Here is a 22,521-nt window from a genome sequence, read left to right as displayed (position 1 = left end):
TTGAAATGACGATGACCGATCATCGGTTGGAATGGTTAACGGATGGTTGCTATTCCTGCCGAAATTGCAACCCCGTCCACAGGATTATTCTTTTTTTGCACCGCCAATGCGGGCGAGGTCCCCGATAAAATCGCCAATTCCCGGCCGCTTTTCCGCATTGAACGGAAAAGGGCGGACCAGATCCATCGCCGAGATGCCGATGCGTGCCGTCATCATACCGTTGATGACGCCTTCGCCCAGACGCGCCGACAGTTTTGCTGCAAGACCATGACCAACAAGCTGCTGGATAATGCTGTCGCCCATGGCAACGGTGCCCGTAACAGCCAGATGCGCGATCACATTGCGGGTCAACTTGAGGAAACCCAGCGTTCCCGGGCGTCCGCCGTAAAGTTCCGACAGGCGACGGATCAGGCGCGCGGATTCAAACATGACATAGCCGATATCAACCAGCGCGCGTGGACTAACGGCAGTAACAACCGAAACGCGTTTGGATGCGGCGAGGATCATTTCGCGCGCCTGCCGGTCGAGCGGGCGCAGCAGCTCGGTTTCCGTCAGGCGAATGAGGTCGCGCCCGTCGATCACATCATCGCGCAAATCATGCAGCAGGGCGCGGCCCTTCGCCGTGGCGGGCATGGTTTCGGCGATTGTCACGAGCCGGGCGACGGCGGCCTTGGCCTGCCTTGCATCATTATCAACAGCTGCTTTTGCCGCTTCATCGCGCAACGACTGCACGGATGCCAGACGGCGCAGGGCAAGGCCTTCCCGGATAATGATAGCCAGAAGCGAGAGCGCGGCGACAATACCAACAGCAAGCGCTACCCAGCCAAGCCATGGTGCGCGCTCGAACAATGTGCGGATGAGATTGTCGGCCCAAAGGCCAACAGCAAGGGAGACGAGGACACCCAGCGCGCCCGTCAATACGGATGCAAAGGAGAGGCGTTTTTTGCGTGGCAAAGCCGGTGGCGGGGTCAAGGCGTCGAGTTCGCCCGCCGCGTCAGCGTCCAGATCGAAGACATCAACCGGCGCTGGCGTAATGACGGCGATATCCTTTATCGCTGTTGGCCTGCGGGCCTCAGGCTTTGGTGCCGTCTCGGTCTTTGCGCGCTGGTTTACAACAGGCGGGTCAATGCGGAAGGCGGCGGGTTTGCGTAGGTTGCTGTCGGTCATGCGAGACGATCTCCGATCAGGAACTGAAGCGCCCGGTCAAGCCGGATATGCGGCAGCGAAAGTGTAAACCCTTCCGCGGTTTTTTCGAGGCTTGGCGGACGGAAGCGGACAAAGCGAATAGCCGGGTCTTCAGAAACTGATTCCGGTCCTTCGAAAATTGAGTCCGGTTTTTCCGGTAAGTCACCGGGAAATATCGCGGTTTCTGTCTTGCCGTCGAAGCGTTCGCCGTCGATGGTTTCGCCTTTCAGCGGTGTTCCGATGATAACGGGCAGAATCTCTTTGCCCTGTGTGACCGTAGCTTCGCGTGTGGTGCGCACGGCTGCCATGGCAAGCACATCAACATTTGCGCCGGAAAAATCGGTACGGCTGACAGCGCGGTCGACGAGACGGCGAACGATCGCCTGCAACCGGTCGTGGCTTTCATGGTGCAGATGATCGGCCTTGGTGGCAGCAATCAGAATGCGGCTGATACGCCGCTGCACAAGCCCGGTGAGAAAATTGGTACTTCCAGGACGAAAGCACGAGAGAATTTCGGTCAAAGCGCGTTCAAGATCAGCTATGGCCGAGGTTCCGGCATTCATCGCCTGCATGGCATCGACAAGCACGATCTGCCGGTCCAGCCGCGCAATGTGTTCGCGAAAGAACGGTTTGACCACGTGGGTTTTGTACGCCTCGTAGCGGCGCTCCATCATGGCGACCAGCGAGCCTGAGCGATGTTTGCCTGAACCAACATTAGGCAATGGTGCAAAGGTGAGAGCGGGCGATCCATCAAGATCGCCGGGCATCAGGAAGCGACCGGGTGGCAATGTCGAGAGCGCGCGCTCGTCTGCCTTGCCAGCTCTGAGATAACCGGTGAAACTACGGGCGAGGCGCTGGGCGGTCACCTCGTCGGCCTGTGCATCGGGATTGATGCTATCCGCCTCGGCAAGCCATTCGCTTGCCAGCTCCTGCCGGTTTTCAAGCCGGGCGAGTTCAAACGAGTCCTTGGAGAATTCAGCAAAGCTCTTGTTGAGCAGCGGCAGATCAAGCAGCCATTCGCCGGGATAGTCGACAATATCGACCGAGAGTTTGCCGCCGGAGAACATGCGGTTCCACATCGAGGCGGATTCGTACTCGATGGTCAGCCTCAACTCGGAAATTGCCCGGGTTGAGTCGGGCCAGACACGGTCCTCGATGAGGGCTTTCAGATGGTCCTCATATTGAAAACGCGGCACCGCATCATCTGGCTGTTCTTCGAGATAGGCTTTGGCGATACGTCCGGACTTTTGCGCTTCGAACAATGGCAACCGGCCACCATGGATGAGATTGTGCACCAGTGCCGTGATGAAAACTGTCTTGCCTGCCCGGGAAAGGCCAGTGACCCCAAGCCGCAGCGAGGGGGAAACCAGCGCTGTGGTGCGATCCGCCAGAGTATCGAGCGCGATCTTTGCTTCGTCGGTCAGTGTGGTCAGTGTTCCCAAGTCAATCGTCCTGCGCTTTCGCCCTGTTACCAATGCAAGTCTGTGGCCGGATATAGGGGCCACACGTCTAATGACAAGAAGTTGGCTTTTTTCAGAGGTGTTCGGAAGGTGAAAGAAACGTCGCCAGCGTGCCAGTTCCCGGACGGATTTCCGCCAATGGACTGTCGAAATTGATCACGGCCAGCCCAGCCGTTGGAAAACCGGCGGCAAAGGTGGGGTGGGCAGGCGGATCGCCGCGCCCGGCAAGGGCAATGGCCACATCTTCCATCATCGGATTATGGCCGACCAGCATAACAGAGCCGGCACTTTCATGCTCCAGACCAGCCATGCGGATGGCCATCAGGTAATTGTCTGCCGTGCCGGAATAGAGTTTTTCCAATTCTTCCTGAACCAGCCGTGCTTTCAGGTTGATATGTTCGAGTGTCTGACGGGCGCGCACCGCCGTCGAGCAGATAATGATATCCGGCTTCAATCCGGCCCGCTTCATCTCTTCGCCGAGAACTGTTGCCGATTCAACACCTGATGAATCCAGCGTCCGGTCAAAGTCTTTCTGTCCCGGAGATGGCCAGACTGCTTTGGCATGTCGGAGTAAATAGACCTGGCTCATCTTTAACTCCAAGGTGTCGTTATTCCTTTTAGGACACAAATAACGGATAAACCTCTGCGACAAATGACGCAATTCTCAAATAATTGTGCAAAACCGGCCTGTCTTATTTATGGGCGGGCTGCATTTCTGTGAGGCAATAGTCAAATTGCGTCATGCGAGTCGGGCCATTAAAACCGCGGATTAACGGTGATTTCGGCGCAATTTCCGCTTTTTGGGGTTCAAAGACACTGTATTTGGCAAATTATTTGCCGATTATTTAAGCAAAATGGCGTTATTCGAATCCCGCTCTTGCCTGTCGTTTTGTAGTTGTGCCGCCTTGTGACACAACCTATATAGGCCTCCTCGCGTCTCATAGGTGCAGGGTGATTCAAAGATGAATAAACTTATCGATCTTGACTATAAGCCCACGGATGACGAGCCTTTCATGAGTGATCGGCAGAAATCCTATTTTCGTGAAAAACTAATCAACTGGAAGAATGACATTCTGCGGGAGGCGCGCGAAACGCTTGAAATCCTGCAGCAGGAAAATGCGAACCTGCCAGATATCGCTGATCGTGCGTCGTCAGAAACTGACCGTGCCATCGAATTGCGGGCGCGTGATCGCCAGCGCAAGCTGATCTCCAAGATCGATGCTGCCTTGCAGCGGATCGACGACGGGACATACGGGTTTTGTGAGGAGACCGGTGATCCGATCAGTCTGAAGCGTCTGGATGCACGTCCAATTGCTACACTTTCCATTGAGGCGCAGGAACGTCACGAGCGACGCGAGAAAGTTTACCGCGACGATTGATGCGATCTCAATGAACCAAATAAAAAGCCCGGAAAATTCCGGGCTTTTTATTGTTTGGGGTATGACCAATCAGCGTTTCTCAGGCTTGGAGAGGTCGTCGAGCAGACGTTCCATTTCGTCCTCGATATTACCGGGCTCCTTGCGGGGCTCTTCATCGGGCGTGACATGCAGTTCGCCTTCCAGATCGGATTCGAATGCATCGTCGAAATTGAGGTCAGCCAGATTGATCTCGGGCTCTTCCGGTTTCGCTGGTCCAAGGATATCCAGCGACGCCTCGTCCTGAGCAGGCTTGAGGTTCTGCACGGAGAACGGAAAAGCTGCGGCTGTGGTCGTTCTGGTTTCAGCTGAGGTTACCGGTTCCGGACGCGTCTCTTCGAAATGGGGAAGTGCATCTATATGCGGTTCGCTGCGCTGGGCCGTACCGAACGAAGGTGACGCCGTGCGCTGCCAGCCATTGTCTCTTTGCGGTGCGCCCAGAGATGGAGCTTCTGCCGGTTCCTGTGCGGATGGGGCAGATACGACCGCCGCCGCAGCGGCAGCAACGGGCGGGATGGGCTGCATGGGCGGAATAGGCGGTAGTGGTACTGCCGCTGCAATCGGACGCTGATGCTCCGGCTGCGGTGTTTCACGCGGCGGAACTGGAGGCTGAACGGGAGCCGCCGGGCGAACGGGAATATGCGGTGCAGCAGCCTGTGCAGGGACGGCGGGCCTGACAACGGGTGTAATGGGCGGTGAAACACGCGCGGGAGCGACGGGTAGCGGGCGAGACGCTTCAACTGGCTTTGTCTCGGCCTTTGGCTCTGCTTCTGCCGGAGTGATGGTCGCTGCAGGTTCGACACGCGACTGGGGTTTGGCAAACTGCCGGATGTTCTGTTCGATGACGAGATCGCTCGGGCCACCGATCATGATCAGGTGCTCCACATCGTCGCGGCGCACCAGAACGAGCCGGCGCCGGTTATCGACAGCAGCGGCATCAGTGACAGAAAGGCGGACCTGCCGGTTGCGCCCGCCTGACACGAAGGTTCCGCCGGTTACCCGCCGCAGGACGGCGAAGACCAGCAGCAACAGGACGATGACCAAAGCGAAAAGCAGGACGAACCCGACAATCGGGGCAGCGGTTTCGCCGACAATACCGACCAGCCAGTTATTCATGACGAACTCTCCTTTACAGACTCCGGTCCAAAACGCACGTCCCCCGACATGGAACCCGGAGTATAATTTTGTGCGACACTAATGCCAGCTTTTGCTTGCTGCAACCCTGATGCATGGTTACGCCTGTGGCTATCGGTTCACCCCGGCTGATCTCACGCCGCAATTGCTTCGCGAAATCGTGGAATAATAGTCACTTCTGCAAGCTTGGGGTTTATACGGCATCAAAGATATGATCCAAACGAATCGGAACCGGCATTGATCATACGGATCTCAGCCGGTTCAGAATATTGTGGCCTGCCCGGGCAGCTTCCGCGATGAAAAGAAGGGGTTTGAGACGCATGTCTCAAGAGACGAACAACGATCTTTATCCAGAGCCGATCATCGCCAATACCAAGTCGACCAAAGCCGCCTTGCGTCTTGTCATCCTTGGCGTGCTGCTGGTGGGCGTTTCCATCCTCTATTTCATCTATCGTGACCAGTTGGGCCAGCAATTCCTGCTTGGGCTTCTTGGCACACTCGCCATGACCGGCGTGTTTTATCTGTTCGGCTCGGCCATCAATGTCATCCAGTTCACCCCGCGCGGCACCAGCGATGAGCTGACACGGGCGTTTGTGGATACGTTCCCTGAAGGAACCGTTGTTACCGACCAGAAAGGCCGCATTGTTTATGCCAACCGGGCCTATGCCCAGCTGACGGGCGTTACCAATTCAAGCGATGTTCAGGCGATTGAGCATATTCTTTCCAGTGAAAGCGCAGCTTCTGATCCCATTTACCGGCTCGCCAATGCGGTGCGGGACGGTGTGTCCGGTCAGGAGGAGCTGCGTCTGTCGCGTCCGCTCGATCCGGCGCGCGAGCCTGTTCCGACCTGGTACCGGGTGAAAGCCCGCGCTGTTGCAGGTATTCCGGGCCAGACTGCCCCGGTTTTTGCCTGGCAGATTGCTGATATTTCCACCGAGCGCGCCGAGCAGGAACGCTATTTTCAGGATATTCAGGAAGCAATTGATCACCTCGACCACGCTCCGGCTGGTTTCTTCTCGGCTGATCCCGACGGGCGCATCATTTACATCAATGCCACGCTTGCCGAATGGCTCGGGGTTGATCTGACCAAATTTACGCCGGGTTCAATGACCGTCCGCGATATTGTTGCGGGTAATGGCATGGCGCTGATCAATGCCGTCAAGACAGAGCCGGGCACCAGCCGCAATACGGTTATCGATCTTGATCTTGCCAAGGCAAACGGCCAAAGCCTCGCTGTGCGCTTCTATCACCGCGTACAGGCCCAGCGCGATGGCAAGCGCGGTCCGACCCGTACCATCGTGCTGAACCGCGCCGAGGGCGAAGACAATTCCGCTGCGTTGCGCGCCGCCGAAGTGCGCTTTACCCGCTTTTTCAACTCCGCTTCCATGGCGATTGCCGCGGTGGACGCCTCAGGCAAGATTCTGCGCACCAATGCGCGCTTCCTTGGTCTGTTCTCGCCCGTTGTTGACCGCGATGCCATCGATCGGCGCACACCGCTTGAAACCGTCGTGCATGAGCGCGACCGCGAGGCTTTCGACCGGGCGCTTGCCGCTGCCTTTGCCGGCAAGGCCGAGATATCGCCTGTCGATACGGTTATTCCCGGGCATGAGGAACGCCATCTGCGCTTCTATATCAGCCCGGTCTTTGATGCGGGTTCGGAAGAGGGCGCCGAGGAAGCTGCCATTGTTTCCGTGGTTGAAACCACCGAGCAGAAAGCGCTTGAAGCCACCATGGCCCAGAGCCAGAAAATGCAGGCTGTCGGCCAGCTTGCAGGCGGTATCGCACACGACTTCAACAATGTGCTGACCGCTATCATCATGTCATCAGACCTGTTGCTGACCAATCACCGGGCGTCCGATCCCTCATTTGCCGACATTATGAACATCAAGCAGAACGCCAACCGTGCCGCATCGCTGGTGCGCCAGTTGCTGGCCTTCTCGCGCCGCCAGACTTTGCGGCCGGAGGTGCTTGATCTCACCGATGTCATTGCCGATGTGCGTATGCTGCTGACGCGGCTTGCGGGCACGCAGGTCAACCTCAAGATCGAACATGGCCGCGATTTGTGGCCGGTGCGCGCCGATCTTGGCCAGTTCGAGCAGGTGGTGGTCAATCTCACCGTCAATGCGCGCGATGCGATGCCGGAGGGCGGCGATCTCACGATCCGTACGCGCAATATGAACGAAAGCGAAAGCGCCGGGCTGAATTACCGCGATCTTGTTCCGGGCGATTATGTTCTGGTCGAGGTGCAGGATAGCGGCACGGGTATGCCGCCTGAGGTTATTGAAAAGATTTTCGAACCGTTCTTCACCACCAAGGAAGTCGGCAAGGGCACGGGCCTTGGCCTTTCCATGGTCTACGGCATCATCAAACAAACTGGCGGTTCGATCCATTGCGAATCCGAACTCGGCAAGGGCACGACATTCCGCATCTTCCTGCCGCGCCACGTCGAAGCACCTGTCCTCAACGAGGCGGGCGAAGTCGTTGCCGTTGAAGCACCGAAGAAGGAAAAGAAAGCCGAGAAGGCCACTGATCTTTCCGGTTCCGCAACGGTGCTTCTCGTCGAGGACGAGGATGCCGTGCGCATGGGCGGTGTTCGCGCGCTGCAATCGCGTGGCTATACGGTGCACGAGGCTTCCAGCGGTGTTGAAGCGCTTGAGGTGATGAAGGAACTCGACGGCAAGGTCGATATCGTCGTTTCCGACGTGGTCATGCCCGAAATGGACGGCCCGACGCTGCTGCGCGAACTGCGCAAGGAATACGGGGATATCAAGTTCATCTTCGTCTCCGGCTATGCAGAAGATGCCTTTGCCCGTAACCTGCCTGAGGATGCCAAATTCGGCTTCCTGCCAAAGCCGTTCTCGCTGAAGCAGTTGGCGACGTCGGTCAAGGAAATGCTGGAAAGCGAATAACCTGGACGCTTTGCTCCATGTCAGGAGCGCTTGATAGTTCGAGCGTTTTCGAAGCATTCTGGCCGTGGATGCACCAGAATTTGTGGGAAGCAACCACGGAAGAGTGCCATGTCGAACAATGCAAGATTTGCCGAAATCGCTGCGCTGGCCGGAGATCCCGGCCGCGCCAGCATGTTAACCGGCCTGATGGATGGTCGGGCATTGACCGCCACTGAACTGGCGCATCTCGCCGGTATCACCGCCCAGACCGCCAGCAGCCACCTGATGCGCATGACCGAGGCCGGGCTCCTACAGGTAGAAAAGCAGGGCAGGCATCGCTATCACCGGCTGGCATCACCCGCAGTTGCGCAGATGATCGAAAGCATCATGCAGGTTGCAACGCCCGCTACGAGTACCAAAATTGTACGAACCGGGCCAAAGGATGCAGCCTTGCGGGCAGGGCGCACCTGTTACGATCATCTGGCGGGAAAGCTCGGCGTTTCCATCACCGATGCGCTTGTCGGGGCAGGACATCTTGATCTTGGGCTTGATGCGGGTGAACTGACGGATACCGGCATGTCGCTGTTTGACCGGCTGGGAATGGATGTCAGCGCAATCACGCAGAAGAAGGGGCGCATATTGTGCCGCCCTTGTCTCGACTGGAGCGAGCGTCGCCCGCATCTGGCCGGTGCCATTGGTGCCGCGCTGTGCAGCCATTGTTTTGACAAGGACTGGATCAGACGCGTGGAAGGCACCCGCGCGGTGTCAGTGACGCCCAATGGCCAGAGGCATTTGCGTGAATCCCTTGGTGTCAATCTCATATAGATTAAGGGACGGAGCGTGTGGTTGCGGTTCGTGGTTCGTGGTTCGTGGTTCGACAAGCTCACCATGAGGGAGAGAGTGGATGAAAGGGAGCAAGGTTCTGCAATCTTTGCGCTGCAACCGTTTTGATCTGCAATCTTTGTGATCTGTAACCTTTGTGGATTTGTAATCTTTGCGATTATCGTTGCATCACCCCTCTCCCTCATGGTGAGCTTGTCGAACCACGAACCACGAACCACGAACCACGCCCCCAACGCACGCACAGTAATGGGCAGCACTCTCCAATGCTGCCCAAACCATCGCTTAAACGTGTTTGGTGATACCGCCATCGACGCGGATATTCTGACCAGTGATATACCCCGCATCGTCTGAAAGCAGGAATGCCGTTGTCTTGGCGATTTCATTCATGGTTCCCAGACGCTTCATCGGGATACCGGTTTCCGTACCGGGCTTGTGCTCAAGACTGTCAATGAAGCCCGGAAGCAGCGCGTTCATGCGGATATTGTCGGCGGCATAACGATCCGCATAAAGCTTCGTATAGGCACCGACAGCAGCGCGATAGGCGCAGGATACCGGGAAGACGAGGCTTGGCTCGAATGCAGCAAACGTGGTGATGTTGACCCACGAGCCCTTGCCCTGTTTCAACATGTAAGGCGTGACCAGACGCGCCATGCGCACGACGCTGAGCACCATCAGATCATTGCCAATGGCCCATTTTTCGTCAGTGATATCAATCAGATCACCCTTGGGCGGATGACCCGTGTGGTTGACCACCGCATCGACGCGCCCATAGGCTTCAACCGTCTTTTCAACCAGCGTTTCCAGATCTTTGGCTTCCCCGGCTGATCCCTTGATGCCGATAGCGCCAAGTTCCGTTGCCAGCTCGACAGCGCTGCCCGAGGGCGACATCAGGCCAAGGCGATAGCCCCGCGCGTGCAACTCGCGGGCAATGCCTGCGCCCATGCCACGTCCGCCGCCGGTGATAATTGCTACGGGTGCTTGTGAAGTGTCGGTCATGCGAAATCCTATTCTATCGTTTAACTGCCGCGGAGCATCTTTGATTAACAGGCGGGGCGCAAACGAATTTCGCCGGGCGTATCGGTCAAAATTTTTGAACCGGGATGATGTTTTGAATCCGGCCACCCCTTGAAATCATTGATATTGTGGTGAAAGATACTGCCCATGATCGACCGTTCGACCTTCGTGATGCTGTGCACCTCACTCCTTTTCAGGGGTGGTGGAGAGCTATTGCGCTAAAGTCGACGCGATCTTTCACCAGACCCTGCCAATGAGGCGAGCAGGGTCTGACCGTTGCTCTCCTCGATCAAATGGAGAGCAATATGAACGACCAGAACCCACCACCACTTGAAGCCAACGGATTTTCGATCCGCGCCACGCGTCCTGGCGATTTCGAACAGATCAATGTCCTGACCAGCTTACCCGGCTTTCGTGCCGGCACGTTGCGTCTGCCATTTCAGAGCGTTGAGGTGACACGCAGATGGCTGGAGAACCTGGCTCCCGGCGCACTCAACATTGCGGCTGAAACAGGCGGACAGATCGTTGGTCATGCGGGCCTGCAACCATCATCGGGACGGCGTGCCCATGCGGCAGGTATTGGCATCGGCGTGCATGATGATTTCACAGGAAGGGGTATCGGCAAGGCGCTGCTGCATGCCCTGATTGATGCGGCCGATAACTGGCTCAATATCCGGCGGCTCGAACTGACCGTTTATACCGACAACTCCAGAGCCATCAGCCTCTATGAAAAATGCGGCTTTGAGCGCGAGGGAATTCACCGCGATTACGCCTTCAAGGATGGACGGTTTGTCGATGCTCTGGCCATGGCGCGGATACGGGCGATTTAGCCCGTATTCTTTCCATATTTTGCCGTATTCGTTGGTATATTTTCCCGCATTTCCAACGGGGTACTGATTCTATGATCAAGAAGTTTGCCATCGGCTGTCTTGCCGCGACGTTCTTGGCCGGTTGCACCACGACCGATCCATATACGGGTGAGCAGAAAATATCGAATACGGCTGGCGGTGCTGCCATTGGCGCAGCAGTTGGCGCGCTGGGCGGTCTTGCTGTTGGCGGGGGTGGCAAGTCCGGTCGTAACGCGGCACTGATCGGCGCTGGTATTGGTGCGCTGGCGGGTGGTGCGGTCGGCAATTATATGGATCGGCAGGAATCAGAATTGCGGGCCCAGTTGCAGGGTACCGGGGTATCCGTGACCCGCGTTGGCGACAAGATCATCCTGAACATGCCATCGAACATTACGTTCTCGACGGATCAGGATGCGGTGAAACCGCAATTCTACGCAACGCTCAATTCCGTTGCGGTTGTCTTGCGCAAGTTCGACCGCAGCATCATCGATGTCTACGGCCATACGGACAATGTCGGCGGCGAGCAGTACAACCAACTGCTGTCTGAACGCCGCGCGCTTTCCGTTTCAAACTATCTGACCCAGCAGGGCATCGACAACCGGCGCTTTGCAGTGCGCGGCTTTGGCATGAGCCAGCCCGTCGCTTCCAACAATTCGGAAGCTGGCCGGTCGCAAAACCGCCGCGTCGAGCTGCAGATTTCGCCGCTTAGCTAACCAGCGCAACAGCAATGCGTGCCGCAAGGCGTGCATTGTTTTCCACCAATGCGATATTCGCCTTCAGGCTTTCGCCCTTGGTGATATCAAGAATTTCCGACAGCAGATATGGCGTTACGGCTTTGCCCGTAATGCCATTTTTTGTGGCACGCGCCAGCGCTTCGCTTATGTAGCCGCCCATAATTTCAGCCGGAATTTCACTCTCCGCCGGAATTGGATTGGCAATCAACATGCCGCCATCGACGCCGATGGCGCTGCGCGTTGCCTGAAATTTTGCGATGGCGTCCGGTGTGTCGAGGCGCAGCGGCGCTTTGATGGGCGACTGACGCGACCAGAAGGCTGGCAGGACATCAGAGCCATAGACCACAACCGGAACACCTTTGGTTTCAAGCACTTCCAGCGTTTTTTCAATATCCAGAATCGCTTTGGCTCCAGCGGAAACAACGATGACAGGCGTGCGGCCCAGTTCTTCCAGATCAGCTGAGATGTCGAAGCTGGTTTCGGCACCCTTATGCACGCCGCCAATGCCGCCCGTTGCAAACACCTTGATGCCTGCAAGATGTGCGGCGAGCATTGTTGCTGCAACCGTGGTGCCGCCGGTGCGGCCTTCCGACAGCGCATAGGCAAGATCGGCGCGCGACAGTTTCATGGCGCCTTTGACTTGTGCCAATGCCTCGCGCTCCTCGGCTGAAATGCCGATCTTCAGGCGGCCATCAATAATGGCGATGGTAGCAGGAACGGCACCACCCTCACGAATGATGGTTTCGACATCGGCCGCCATGCGGCTGTTGTCAGGGTAGGGCATGCCGTGGGTGATGATCGTGCTTTCCAGCGCCACGACAGGCCGCCCGGCATCAAGCGCCTTCTGCACTTCCGGAGCAATATCGGTGAACGGGTTGAGGGCTGAAATGGTCATGGTTCTTCCTTTGTATGATCGTATCCGGCAAAGCTGCTCATTAGAGCGGGCTTGGTGCCGGGATATGTGCAAGTGCCGTATCGAAAATTTTGGCGGTGAAGACAGGGGTTGCGGAGTGCGTTTGCAGGGTTAGCGCCGAGGCGGCAAAGCCTTCGCGCACGGCATCCTCAAGGGGACGCCCGCGCATCAGCGCGGCAATGGTGCCTCCCGCCAGCGCATCACCAGCGCCGGTTACATCGGCAATCCCTGATATCTCAGGGGGAAGCAAAGAGAATGCGCGCGCACCGGAATAGACAAGTGCAGCATCGCCGCCATTGCTGACGACAGCCGCGCGCAGACCTTCGGCTTTTAAAGCCTTGTGAAGATCAGGCAGGCCTGCATCTGCGCCCAGCCCCGTCAGCGCAAACGCTTCGCGCCGGTTGAGAAACAGGCAGGCAAGATCGCCAAGCACTGGTTTTAATCGCACAGCCTTGGCCGGAGAAATCGCCAGCGCATAGAGCGGCTTGTCTCCGGCAAGGCCCGCCAGCCGTTGCAAACCTTCAGAAGGAAGATTGGCATCGCCGAACACCGCATCGGCTGCTTCAATGGAATCGCGTACCTTGCGCCGGCGCAATTGCCGGGGCAAAGCGAGTTCATACAGCGCCATATCGGCGATAGCGGCAACCACATCGCCACGTTCATCCAGAATGGCCGTGTAACTTGGCGTTGTCCGGTCAATGAACACGGCGGAACTGTCTTTGATTCCGGCAGCTTCAAACGCCGCGCTGATCACATCGCCGACCCGGTCGCCGCCGCGTACCGACAACATCTCTGCCTTGACGCCGCGCCTGACCGCAAGGCGCAGCGCATTGAACACGCCGCCGCCCGGTTCCTCGCGCATCACGCCGGGGTTCGAAGCGCCCGCTATAAAGGGCACACTGCTTTGGCCGCGCCGGTCCATATGGGCGCCGCCGACAGCAAAAAGCAGCGGGATTTGGTCCTGGGTCATAATGAAGGCTTTTGCTGAACAAAATGATCGGTTGCAAGACACTTGGTCTGGCTCCTCTCTAAATTGCTCCGTTGCCTTACGCAATCATCAGAACGATTCGAATTTACAATGGGCTGTTTCGGCATTTGCGGCAGTTCGCGCCAAGGAATATGTGGACAAGGGATTGGCATCGCCTACAAGAACGTTTTAAGAACATTTTTGAGTTATCATTATTTTTCAATTGGTTATGCATATTGCCAAATGAGAACAAAACAGATACAAATATCTTCATAGACCGGAGCGTCCGGACTTCATGGATAGTACAGGGGTAGTGTATTATGGCTCAAAATTCTTTGCGGTTAGTTGAGGGTAATTCGGTGGATAAAACGAAAGCGCTGGATGCGGCATTGTCCCAGATCGAGAGGGCCTTTGGTAAGGGCTCGATCATGCGGCTGGGACGCAATGAGCAGGTTGTGGAAATTGAAACGGTTTCGACCGGATCGCTTTCGCTTGATATAGCCCTTGGCGTCGGTGGTTTGCCGAAAGGCCGTATTGTCGAGATTTACGGGCCTGAAAGTTCCGGTAAGACGACACTTGCGCTGCATACGATTGCCGAGGCCCAGAAGAAGGGCGGCATCTGCGCCTTTGTTGACGCGGAACATGCGCTTGATCCTGTTTATGCCCGTAAGCTGGGTGTGGACCTTGAAAACCTCCTGATTTCGCAGCCTGATACCGGTGAGCAGGCGCTCGAAATCACCGATACGTTGGTCCGGTCCGGTGCGATCGATGTTCTGGTGGTCGACTCCGTGGCGGCTTTGACCCCGCGTGCGGAAATTGAAGGTGAGATGGGCGATTCTCTCCCCGGCCTGCAGGCACGCCTGATGAGCCAGGCACTGCGCAAGCTGACCGCTTCGATTTCGCGCTCCAATTGCATGGTTATCTTCATCAACCAGATTCGCATGAAGATCGGCGTGATGTTCGGTTCGCCCGAAACCACGACAGGCGGTAATGCGCTGAAATTCTACGCTTCGGTTCGTCTGGATATTCGCCGTATCGGCGCCTTGAAAGAGCGTGACGAAGTGGTCGGTAACCAGACCCGCGTCAAGGTTGTGAAGAACAAGCTGGCACCGCCCTTCAAGCAGGTCGAATTCGACATCATGTATGGCGAAGGCGTTTCCAAGACGGGCGAACTGGTTGATCTCGGCGTCAAGGCTGGCATCGTTGAAAAATCCGGCTCGTGGTTCTCCTACAATTCCCAGCGTCTGGGGCAGGGCCGCGACAACGCGAAAATCTTCCTCAAGGACAATCCTGAGGTGGCCAATGAGATTGAGCTGGTTCTGCGCCAGAACGCCGGTCTCATCGCCGAGCAGATGCTCGACAAGGGCCCTGACGATATTGAAGACACGGATGGCCCCGAGGCCGCCGAAGGCTGATCTCCCGGGACAGGCTGTTTCTGGTCTGTGATGTGAAACCCGTATCCAGCTGTGGATACGGGTTTTTCTTTTTTTGGCATGGTTTGTGGTGCGCACTTCCTGCTCGCCACGTCTAAGATATCTCTCCCCGTCATCCTCGGGCTTGACCCGAGGACCCACAATTTAAAAGCGCTGAATAGCCGGGTTCGTTTGACTGCTTAGCAGTGGATCCTCGGGTCAAGCCCGAGGATGACGGGGAGAGACATGTTCGAAGAGGAGTTCAGCACTGAACTCAACACCCGTTGATGTTTGAGCCCCCAACTCTCCCGGATTTTCTGGACAGGCAGCGGTGGCCTCGCTACAAGCGTTGCGTTCTGCCCCTTTGATGCAATAAGGGGTTATTCCGCTTTGGTTCAAGACAAGTCAGAAGGCAATGCACATGAGTGGCGTCAACGAGATCCGGTCGACATTTCTGAACTATTTCAAGAAGAACGGCCATGAGATCGTGGCGTCGAGCCCGCTTGTCCCGCGCAATGACCCGACGCTGATGTTCACCAATGCCGGCATGGTGCAGTTCAAGAATGTTTTCACCGGTCTGGAGCAGCGCCCTTATAGCCGCGCCACCACATCGCAGAAATGCGTGCGCGCCGGTGGCAAGCACAATGATCTTGATAATGTCGGCTATACCGCCCGCCACCACACTTTCTTTGAAATGCTCGGCAATTTCTCCTTTGGCGATTATTTCAAGGAAGAGGCGATTAACCTTGCCTGGAACCTGATCACCAAAGAATTTGGTCTCGACAAGAACAAGCTGCTGGTCACCGTCTACCATACGGATGACGCGGCGGCTGGTTTCTGGAAAAAAATTGCCGGTCTCCCGGAAGACCGCATCATCCGCATCGCCACCAGCGACAACTTTTGGGCCATGGGTGACACCGGTCCTTGCGGTCCGTGTTCGGAAATTTTCTACGACCATGGCGAAGATATTTGGGGCGGCCCTCCCGGCAGCGCCGATGAGGACGGCGACCGCTTTATCGAAATCTGGAATCTGGTGTTCATGCAGTTCGAGCAGATCACCAAGGAACAGCGCATTGAATTGCCGCGCCCGTCGATTGATACGGGTATGGGTCTGGAGCGTCTTGCGGCGGTGCTGCAGGGCGAACATGACAATTACGATATTGACCTCTTCCGTGCGCTCATTCGCGCGTCGGAAGATGCAACTGGCGTTAAGGCGGAAGGCAAATTCCGCGCCAGCCACCGGGTGATTGCCGATCATCTGCGCTCGTCGAGCTTCCTCATTGCTGACGGCGTGCTGCCATCCAATGAAGGCCGTGGTTATGTACTGCGCCGGATTATGCGCCGCGCCATGCGCCATGCGCAGTTGCTTGGTGCGAAGGAGCCGCTGATGTGGCGCCTGCTGCCGGCACTGATCCGCGAGATGGGTCAGGCCTATCCGGAGTTGATCCGTGCTGAAGCCCTGATTTCCGAAACATTGAAGCTTGAGGAAACCCGCTTCCGTAAGACGCTGGATCGCGGCCTTGGCCTGCTCAGCGATGCGACGGAAGGTCTGGGCGAAGGTGATCGTCTTGATGGCGAGACCGCATTCAAGCTCTATGACACTTTCGGATTCCCGCTTGATTTGACGCAGGACGCCCTGCGCCAGCGCGGCATTGCTGTTGATACCGACGCTTTTGCTGCAGCCATGGAACGCCAGAAGGCGGAGGCGCGCGCCCATTGGTCCGGTTCGGGCGATGCTGCCACAGAAACGGTCTGGTTCGCGGTGCGCGACAAGGTCGGTGCGACCGAGTTCCTCGGTTATGAAACGGAAAAGGCCGAAGGCGTTGTGACTGCACTGGTGCGTGATGGTGTGCAGATTGAAAGTGCCGGAGAAGGCGAGAATGTTGCCATCGTGGTCAACCAGACGCCGTTCTATGGCGAATCCGGTGGCCAGCAGGGCGATACGGGCGTCATTTCCGGTGATGGCTTTACGGTTGTCGTCACCGATACGCAAAAGAAGAATGATGGCGTGTTCGTGCATCTCGGCAAGGTCGTCAAGGGCACAGTGAAACTGGATGCGCCAGTTGAGCTGGTGGTTGACAGCGTACGCCGCACGCGTATCCGCTCCAACCATTCGGCCACGCACCTTCTGCACGAAGCACTGCGCGAAACGCTCGGCACCCATGTGGCGCAAAAAGGTTCACTCGTTGCACCGGATCGGCTGCGGTTCGATTTCTCGCATCCGAAGCCGATTTCCGACAAGGAACTCGCTGTTATCGAAGATCTTGCCAACGAAATCGTCCTGCAGAATGCACCTGTCAGCACCCGCCTGATGGCGGTGGACGATGCCATTGCCGAAGGCGCCATGGCGCTGTTCGGCGAAAAATATGGCGATGAGGTACGCGTTGTCTCCATGGGCACGGCCCTGCATGGCGAAAAAGCAGGCAAGAGCTATTCGACCGAGCTTTGCGGCGGCACGCATGTGCGCGCAACCGGCGATATCGGCCTGATCCGTATTGTCTCGGAAAGCGCTGTTGCTGCCGGTGTTCGCCGCATGGAAGCGCTGACAGGCGAGGCGGCCCGCCGCTATCTCGAAGAGCAGGATGAACGCGTCAAATCTATCGCCAGCGCGCTCAAATCCTCACCCGCCGATGCATTGTCGAGGGTGACCGCGTTAATGGATGAACGCCGCAAGCTCGAACGGGAATTAACTGAAGCCCGCAAGCAACTAGCACTTGGCGGGTCCAGCACTGGCGGTGCCCAGTCCGAAACCGTCAACGGCGTCGGCTTCATCGGCAAGGTTGTCACTGGCGTCAGTCCGCGCGACCTGAAGCCGTTGGCCGATGACGCCAAGAAGACTGTCGGCTCCGGCATCGTGACCTTTATCGGCGTCTCGGAAGATGGTAAGGCCAGCGCTGTTGTTGGCGTCACCGATGATCTCGTCAGCAAATTCAGCGCCGTCGATCTGGTCAAGATCGCATCAGCGGCACTTGGCGGTGCCGGTGGTGGTGGCCGTCCTGACATGGCGCAGGCTGGCGGTCCCGATGGCTCCAAGGCCGAGGCTGCTATTACCGCCGTGCGCGACGCTTTGGCGGGTTAACACAGCTCGCTATTTGAGCGCCTCTTTTCGTATCGTCAGGCGGATCGGTAGCGGGATTGGACTGGTTCTGTCTACCCAAACCACCTGACGGTAGGCCGTGCGCGACGCTTCGGCGGGTTAACACAGCTCACAATTAGAGCAGCCTCTTTTTGTATCATCAGGCGGATTGGATTGGCGGCGGGATTGGACTGGTTCTGCCGACCCAAAGCCACATGTCGGTAGGCCGCCTCTCGGCAGTTGCCGAGAATTGCCGAATGCGGCCGTTGCCGAATGCCGCTTGTCGGGACGCTGCACGCGCTGTCGACGTACGCGCTGGCGCTAGCGGGGGTATGTTAGCGCGCGCGCCGGTGGCGTGTGGTTAGTCGTATGATCTCCTGGCGGCGTATGGCCTATTGCGAACGATGCTGGCGCCGTGAACCAACGCGCGTGAAAACCATCCCGGCAGATTCGGCAGTACAATCCGCTCCCGTAGAAGATGCCCTCAAGAAGATGGTCCATGTGCAGCCAAGAAGACGGTCCATGTGCAACGCGGAGGTTCGCAGGAACAGTCGTCCGCAGGAAGCATGACGGCACTATTGAGACATCGAGCTTGAGCTATCAACCCTTGATCCCTTGGTCTGCTATCCTATCGCCTACGCACCTGGCCATCATCCACACATCTGGAATCCACGCCATACACTGCTCACCTTTCACACGCAGATCTCTACGGCGAGCCGCAGCCCGTTCATTTCGCATCAAGCGCTTATAGCCCCAACAATGCGCTTTGTGTTTCAGGGTATTTCAGGCGGTACTTTGATGCGGTCGAGGACATAGATCTTGATACGGCCTCAATCTCAATCTTGTTTCCTCATTCGTCACTTGAGCTTGAATATATAGGGTCCGGAATTCATGATCAATTATACTATGGTCTAATTTGAATCTCATTCTATTTTTGGTATGTTTTTATAGTGCTTCGATAGATGTGTTGTGCGCAGATACGTTGTGCGTGGATATTATTTTATAGGTAAATGCATGCAGTTTTTTGGTATGCAGTTTTGGTAAATGAGTTCGAGAGCGTATTGCTTGACGTCTTGAGTATCTGTTTTAATTATTGATTTTGTGAGCTGCTGTGAAAGCTGTTCTGGCTCTTTTATTTGCCGCGGTGATGCTTGTTGCTTGTCAGACATCGACGGTGGTCAAAGATATCCATATGGCAAGCGATACTGCCTATGGACCTGATGTCATGGCTTACTACGCTGTGTTCACGTCGCTGAGTGCCCAGCCGTTTTACTCGACCACGGTGGGTTATGGTTTCAAGACACGCTATGTGGGGCCGAGCAAAAGTATGATTTCGCAAGCATGGAGTTATGGTAAGCAACTGCAGTTTAGCGGCGGATTAAGCGCCAAAGTGCCTTGTTATCTCCTGCCGTGTTCGCCGACGCGGGAAGACACGGGCGTGGTTTCGATGGACGAGGCGGACTTTGTCGCCGCTGCTACGAAGGGATTTGATTTTGAACTGGCAGGGAAAGCCGGGAAAATTGTCGGTAGGATACCAGCCCATGCATTTCGCCGGGTGCTCGATCTGAAATTGACGATGAAGCTGCCACGATGCCCGGTCATCTGTTCTACGGCGGCAAAGCCGAACAGGCTACCGAGTGGAAAGGAGGGATTTGACCAAGCAAAGGCGGAATCTGACCAAGAGGTGGAAACTGATGCCGAGGGGGAAATTCTCCTGCAAATGTGATTTGACCGGGATGTGCTGCCGCGCTGGGACGGGCGCCCGTTGAGATGCGTCCGGTCAGTTCATTTGTAAATAGTCCGGTCAAGTCCATCATCCGTTCAAGTCCATCATACTATGGCGGCTGAGGTGCGATGTTCGTTAAAGTCGGCTAATCGCAACGATGGCTAATGGCAACAATAGGCAGCAACGATGGGCAACCTCAAACCTAGGCAATATTAAATGCTGGCAATGTTAAATTTTTAAGCTGCAAACAGCCCGCTGCAAGCCCAAATGCAGCCCAAAGCGGCAATCAGTTTAAAGCTACAGGAAACAGCAAATGGCGAAGTAGCAAATGGCCAAGCCAAAATAACCAACCAAATGGTTAGCCACCAGATACCCAGAGCCAGATATCCCGAGTCAAATAACCAAGCCCAAAATACCGAGGTGGAGACAGCGCAACCCAAAGAAAAAGCCCCATCTTTCGACAGGGCTTTTCAATTCTGAAATGCTTGACTGATCAGACGGTCATGGCCTTCTTGATCATCAATCCTTGTATGCCATGAATTCCACGCTGCCATTATGCAGTTTGAAGAAGCCATTTTGCGAGACAGGCAATTCAAGCATTTCGCGCATGGGCAATCCAAGGTACAGGCCTCGTATAAGCCGTCCTGTTAACCCGTGCGATATTGCAATTGTGTACACGGATAGGTCAGACAGCCACGCTTTCACACGGGCACACGCAGAATCGAATGTCTCGCCATCCGGAGATCGAAAATACCAGTCAAAAGCATCTGCGCCGGTGAGCAGGCCGGAATATTCGGTATCTATCTCGTAGTGCGTCATTCCATCCCATGATCCCAGGGTTACCTCGGAAATTCGCGGTTCTTCACGGCTGGGTAAATCAACATGTCTCGTAAGGATAGAAGCAGTTTCTCTGGCGCGTCCCAACGGACTTATGTGAATATTGATGGGAAACGAATGGTCTTTGATTTCCTGGGCTAAAATCGTCCCCACTTGCTCAGCTTGTTCAATTCCACGTTGTGTCAATGCAGAATTCAACTGTCCTTGAAAACGTCCCACACTGTTCCAGACAGTTTCCCCGTGGCGAACCAGATATATGGATTTGTTGCGAAATGATTTCATTGTCTCGAAATGTCCTTTTGCGAAATGACAATCATTTCACATGCAACATTCTGAATATTCAAATCTTTTCTGTTCTGTTCGCATGGACCGAAACTCGATCACTATCGGAAACGTGATGTTGGGATCAAAAGTGCGATTGTTTGGTTCTTGAGCAGAGCAAGAAAAAAGCCCCATCTTTCGACAGGGCTTTTCCATTTCGAAATGATTGCCTGATCAGGCAGCCATGGCCTTCTGCAGATTTTCGTCGATCTTGTCGAGGAAGCCTGTTGTTGAGAGCCAAGGCTGATCCGGGCCGATCAGCAGCGCCAGATCCTTGGTCATGAAGCCGGATTCAACCGTGTCCACACAGACCTTTTCCAGTGTCAGGCTGAAGCGTTCCAGCTCCTTGTTGCCGTCGAGCTTGGCGCGGTGGGCGAGGCCACGCGTCCAGGCAAAGATTGAGGCGATGGAGTTGGTCGAGGTTTCTTCGCCCTTCTGATGCTGGCGGTAGTGACGCGTCACTGTGCCGTGGGCGGCTTCCGCTTCCACCGTCTTGCCATCCGGTGTCATCAGCACTGAAGTCATCAGGCCGAGCGAGCCAAAGCCCTGTGCCACGATGTCGGACTGGACGTCGCCATCGTAGTTCTTGCAGGCCCAGACATAACCGCCGGACCACTTCAATGCGGATGCGACCATGTCATCGATCAGACGATGCTCATAGGTGATCTTCTTTTCGGCGAACTTGTCCTTGAATTCGGCATCGAACACTTCCTGGAAAATATCCTTGAAGCGGCCGTCATAGGCCTTGAGGATGGTGTTCTTGGTCGAGAGGTAGCAGGGAACGCCGCGGTTGTAGGCATAGTTGAATGAGGCGTGCGCAAAATCACGGATGGAATCATCCAGATTGTACATGGCCATGGCGACGCCCGCGCCCGGTGCGTCATAGACTTCATGTTCGATGGTCTTGCCATCTTCGCCGACAAACTTGATCGACAGCTTGCCCTTGCCGGGGAATTTGAAATCGGTGGCGCGGTATTGATCGCCGAAAGCATGGCGGCCAACGATGATCGGCTGTGTCCAGCCCGGAACCAGACGGGGAACGTTCTTGGCAATGATCGGTTCGCGGAAGATAACGCCGCCGAGAATGTTGCGGATGGTGCCGTTGGGCGACTTCCACATCTTCTTGAGGCCGAATTCCTCAACGCGCTGTTCATCCGGGGTGATGGTGGCGCATTTGACGCCGACGCCATACTGCTTGATCGCATTGGCGGCATCAATGGTCACCTGATCATCGGTTGCATCGCGGTGCTCGACGCCAAGATCATAATATTTCAGATCGATGTCGAGATAGGGATGGATCAGCTTTTCTTTGATGTACTGCCAGATGATGCGGGTCATCTCGTCGCCGTCAAGCTCGACAACCGGGTTTGCAACTTTGATCTTTGCCATGAATAGTCAGCCTCTTTTTTGCTGGTCTGGGAATGCCAGCATCGGTTTTCATTGAGGGTTCGCGCCCCTATAGCACTCGCAAACGAGAACGCAAAGACAGGCTTTAACGCTTTGATGGCAATCCATGCGGAATAATGGGGGGGAGAGCTTTTGAGGGAGGTAAAAGTGGAGGGCTGGTGCGTGGTTCGTGGTTCGTGGTTCGACAAGCTCACCATGAGGGAGGGTGTTGGATGCAATGCCAATCCCAAAGGTTCCAGAATATAGCTTCCCATGAGGGGCATACCCCCTCTCTCCGTCATCCTCGGGCTTGACCCGAGGACCCAAAGTTACAGACGTCGAACAAATATGGCTGTTTCACT

General features: G+C 56.0%; 17 protein-coding genes. 8 read left to right on the top strand and 9 right to left on the bottom strand.

Annotated elements, in window-relative coordinates:
- Positions 1-84 precede the first annotated feature (84 nt).
- The 3 genes from BLU05_RS02365 to BLU05_RS02355 form a co-directional block, all read right to left on the bottom strand.
- Complete coding sequence (locus BLU05_RS02365; protein WP_091877585.1) at positions 85-1,167, bottom strand: YcjF family protein; 1,083 nt, start codon at positions 1,165-1,167, stop codon at positions 85-87.
- The gene (locus BLU05_RS02360; RefSeq protein WP_091877583.1) at positions 1,164-2,627 is read right to left on the bottom strand and encodes a YcjX family GTP-binding protein; all 1,464 of its coding nucleotides are present in this window, start codon (positions 2,625-2,627) and stop codon (positions 1,164-1,166) included. The genes BLU05_RS02365 and BLU05_RS02360 overlap by 4 nt, the downstream gene beginning before the upstream one ends.
- Positions 2,628-2,718: 91 nt before the next feature.
- Positions 2,719-3,234 (bottom strand): SixA phosphatase family protein, encoded by a 516-nt coding sequence (locus BLU05_RS02355; RefSeq protein ID WP_091877581.1) that lies wholly within the window; start codon positions 3,232-3,234, stop codon positions 2,719-2,721.
- Positions 3,235-3,607: 373 nt separating this feature from the next.
- Here BLU05_RS02355 and dksA point away from each other — a divergent pair, with 373 nt between their 5' ends.
- Complete coding sequence (dksA, locus tag BLU05_RS02350; protein ID WP_091877580.1) at positions 3,608-4,024, top strand: RNA polymerase-binding protein DksA; 417 nt, start codon at positions 3,608-3,610, stop codon at positions 4,022-4,024.
- Between the two features lie 69 nt (positions 4,025-4,093).
- Here dksA and BLU05_RS02345 read toward each other — a convergent pair whose 3' ends face one another.
- Positions 4,094-5,176 carry a flagellar biosynthetic protein FliO gene (locus BLU05_RS02345; protein ID WP_091877579.1) on the bottom strand — a complete coding sequence of 361 codons (1,083 nt, stop codon included), beginning with the start codon at positions 5,174-5,176 and terminating at the stop codon, positions 4,094-4,096.
- Between the two features lie 338 nt (positions 5,177-5,514).
- Between BLU05_RS02345 and BLU05_RS02340 the strand changes: the two genes are divergently transcribed.
- Together BLU05_RS02340 and BLU05_RS02335 are read left to right on the top strand one after the other, a co-directional pair.
- A complete protein-coding gene (locus BLU05_RS02340) occupies positions 5,515-8,103 on the top strand; it encodes a cell cycle histidine kinase CckA (protein ID WP_091877577.1) in 2,589 nt (862 codons plus the stop codon).
- 108 nt (positions 8,104-8,211) lie between these two features.
- Entirely contained in the window at positions 8,212-8,907 is a 696-nt protein-coding gene (locus BLU05_RS02335; RefSeq protein WP_091877575.1) for a winged helix-turn-helix domain-containing protein, read from the top strand.
- Between the two features lie 300 nt (positions 8,908-9,207).
- Here BLU05_RS02335 and BLU05_RS02330 read toward each other — a convergent pair whose 3' ends face one another.
- The gene (locus BLU05_RS02330) at positions 9,208-9,921 is read right to left on the bottom strand and encodes an SDR family oxidoreductase (RefSeq protein WP_091877573.1); all 714 of its coding nucleotides are present in this window, start codon (positions 9,919-9,921) and stop codon (positions 9,208-9,210) included.
- Positions 9,922-10,244: 323 nt separating this feature from the next.
- On the opposite strand from BLU05_RS02330, the gene BLU05_RS02325 reads away from it, so the two are divergent.
- Entirely contained in the window at positions 10,245-10,769 is a 525-nt protein-coding gene (locus BLU05_RS02325; protein ID WP_244518117.1) for a GNAT family N-acetyltransferase, read from the top strand.
- 71 nt (positions 10,770-10,840) lie between these two features.
- Positions 10,841-11,500, top strand: coding sequence for a YiaD family glycine zipper/OmpA-like lipoprotein (locus BLU05_RS02320; RefSeq protein WP_091877567.1), 660 nt, complete (start codon positions 10,841-10,843; stop codon positions 11,498-11,500).
- Here the strand turns inward: BLU05_RS02320 and BLU05_RS02315 are convergent.
- A complete protein-coding gene (locus BLU05_RS02315) occupies positions 11,493-12,416 on the bottom strand; it encodes a pseudouridine-5'-phosphate glycosidase (RefSeq protein ID WP_091877565.1) in 924 nt (307 codons plus the stop codon). The genes BLU05_RS02320 and BLU05_RS02315 overlap by 8 nt on opposite strands.
- A 40-nt stretch (positions 12,417-12,456) precedes the next feature.
- Positions 12,457-13,404, bottom strand: coding sequence for a carbohydrate kinase family protein (locus BLU05_RS02310; protein WP_091877563.1), 948 nt, complete (start codon positions 13,402-13,404; stop codon positions 12,457-12,459).
- A 317-nt stretch (positions 13,405-13,721) separates the two neighbouring features.
- On the opposite strand from BLU05_RS02310, the gene recA reads away from it, so the two are divergent.
- The 3 genes from recA to BLU05_RS02295 all read left to right on the top strand — a co-directional run bounded on the left by recA (position 13,722) and on the right by BLU05_RS02295 (position 19,615).
- Positions 13,722-14,816 (top strand): recombinase RecA, encoded by a 1,095-nt coding sequence (recA, locus tag BLU05_RS02305; RefSeq protein ID WP_091877561.1) that lies wholly within the window; start codon positions 13,722-13,724, stop codon positions 14,814-14,816.
- Between the two features lie 418 nt (positions 14,817-15,234).
- On the top strand, positions 15,235-17,892 hold the full coding sequence (gene alaS / locus BLU05_RS02300) for an alanine--tRNA ligase (protein WP_091878427.1): 2,658 nt from the start codon (positions 15,235-15,237) through the stop codon (positions 17,890-17,892).
- Between the two features lie 1,108 nt (positions 17,893-19,000).
- A complete protein-coding gene (locus BLU05_RS02295; protein ID WP_139210384.1) occupies positions 19,001-19,615 on the top strand; it encodes a hypothetical protein in 615 nt (204 codons plus the stop codon).
- 519 nt (positions 19,616-20,134) lie between these two features.
- On the opposite strand, the gene BLU05_RS02285 is transcribed toward BLU05_RS02295, so the two are convergent.
- Complete coding sequence (locus BLU05_RS02285; protein ID WP_091877555.1) at positions 20,135-20,734, bottom strand: histidine phosphatase family protein; 600 nt, start codon at positions 20,732-20,734, stop codon at positions 20,135-20,137.
- Positions 20,735-20,947: 213 nt separating this feature from the next.
- Complete coding sequence (locus BLU05_RS02280; protein ID WP_091877553.1) at positions 20,948-22,162, bottom strand: NADP-dependent isocitrate dehydrogenase; 1,215 nt, start codon at positions 22,160-22,162, stop codon at positions 20,948-20,950.
- Between the last annotated feature and the right edge of the window lie 359 nt (positions 22,163-22,521).

This window comes from Phyllobacterium sp. OV277 (assembly GCF_900104355.1).
Classification (GTDB): Bacteria; Pseudomonadota; Alphaproteobacteria; order Rhizobiales; family Rhizobiaceae; genus Phyllobacterium.
Note: the sequence above shows the minus strand (reverse complement) of the source record. Positions and strands in the feature narration are given on the sequence as shown.

Excerpts from the sequence above, each read along its gene's own strand:
- BLU05_RS02355 (WP_091877581.1), bottom strand. The coding sequence starts at position 3,234 with ATGAGCCAGGTCTATTTACTCCGACATGCCAAAGCAGTCTGGCCATCT.
- alaS (WP_091878427.1), top strand. The coding sequence starts at position 15,235 with ATGAGTGGCGTCAACGAGATCCGGTCGACATTTCTGAACTATTTCAAG.
- dksA (WP_091877580.1), top strand. The coding sequence starts at position 3,608 with ATGAATAAACTTATCGATCTTGACTATAAGCCCACGGATGACGAGCCT.
- BLU05_RS02320 (WP_091877567.1), top strand. The coding sequence starts at position 10,841 with ATGATCAAGAAGTTTGCCATCGGCTGTCTTGCCGCGACGTTCTTGGCC.
- BLU05_RS02365 (WP_091877585.1), bottom strand. The coding sequence starts at position 1,167 with ATGACCGACAGCAACCTACGCAAACCCGCCGCCTTCCGCATTGACCCG.
- BLU05_RS02285 (WP_091877555.1), bottom strand. The coding sequence starts at position 20,734 with ATGAAATCATTTCGCAACAAATCCATATATCTGGTTCGCCACGGGGAA.
- BLU05_RS02310 (WP_091877563.1), bottom strand. The coding sequence starts at position 13,404 with ATGACCCAGGACCAAATCCCGCTGCTTTTTGCTGTCGGCGGCGCCCAT.
- BLU05_RS02340 (WP_091877577.1), top strand. The coding sequence starts at position 5,515 with ATGTCTCAAGAGACGAACAACGATCTTTATCCAGAGCCGATCATCGCC.
- BLU05_RS02335 (WP_091877575.1), top strand. The coding sequence starts at position 8,212 with ATGTCGAACAATGCAAGATTTGCCGAAATCGCTGCGCTGGCCGGAGAT.
- BLU05_RS02280 (WP_091877553.1), bottom strand. The coding sequence starts at position 22,162 with ATGGCAAAGATCAAAGTTGCAAACCCGGTTGTCGAGCTTGACGGCGAC.
- BLU05_RS02330 (WP_091877573.1), bottom strand. The coding sequence starts at position 9,921 with ATGACCGACACTTCACAAGCACCCGTAGCAATTATCACCGGCGGCGGA.
- BLU05_RS02325 (WP_244518117.1), top strand. The coding sequence starts at position 10,245 with ATGAACGACCAGAACCCACCACCACTTGAAGCCAACGGATTTTCGATC.
- recA (WP_091877561.1), top strand. The coding sequence starts at position 13,722 with ATGGCTCAAAATTCTTTGCGGTTAGTTGAGGGTAATTCGGTGGATAAA.
- BLU05_RS02345 (WP_091877579.1), bottom strand. The coding sequence starts at position 5,176 with ATGAATAACTGGCTGGTCGGTATTGTCGGCGAAACCGCTGCCCCGATT.
- BLU05_RS02315 (WP_091877565.1), bottom strand. The coding sequence starts at position 12,416 with ATGACCATTTCAGCCCTCAACCCGTTCACCGATATTGCTCCGGAAGTG.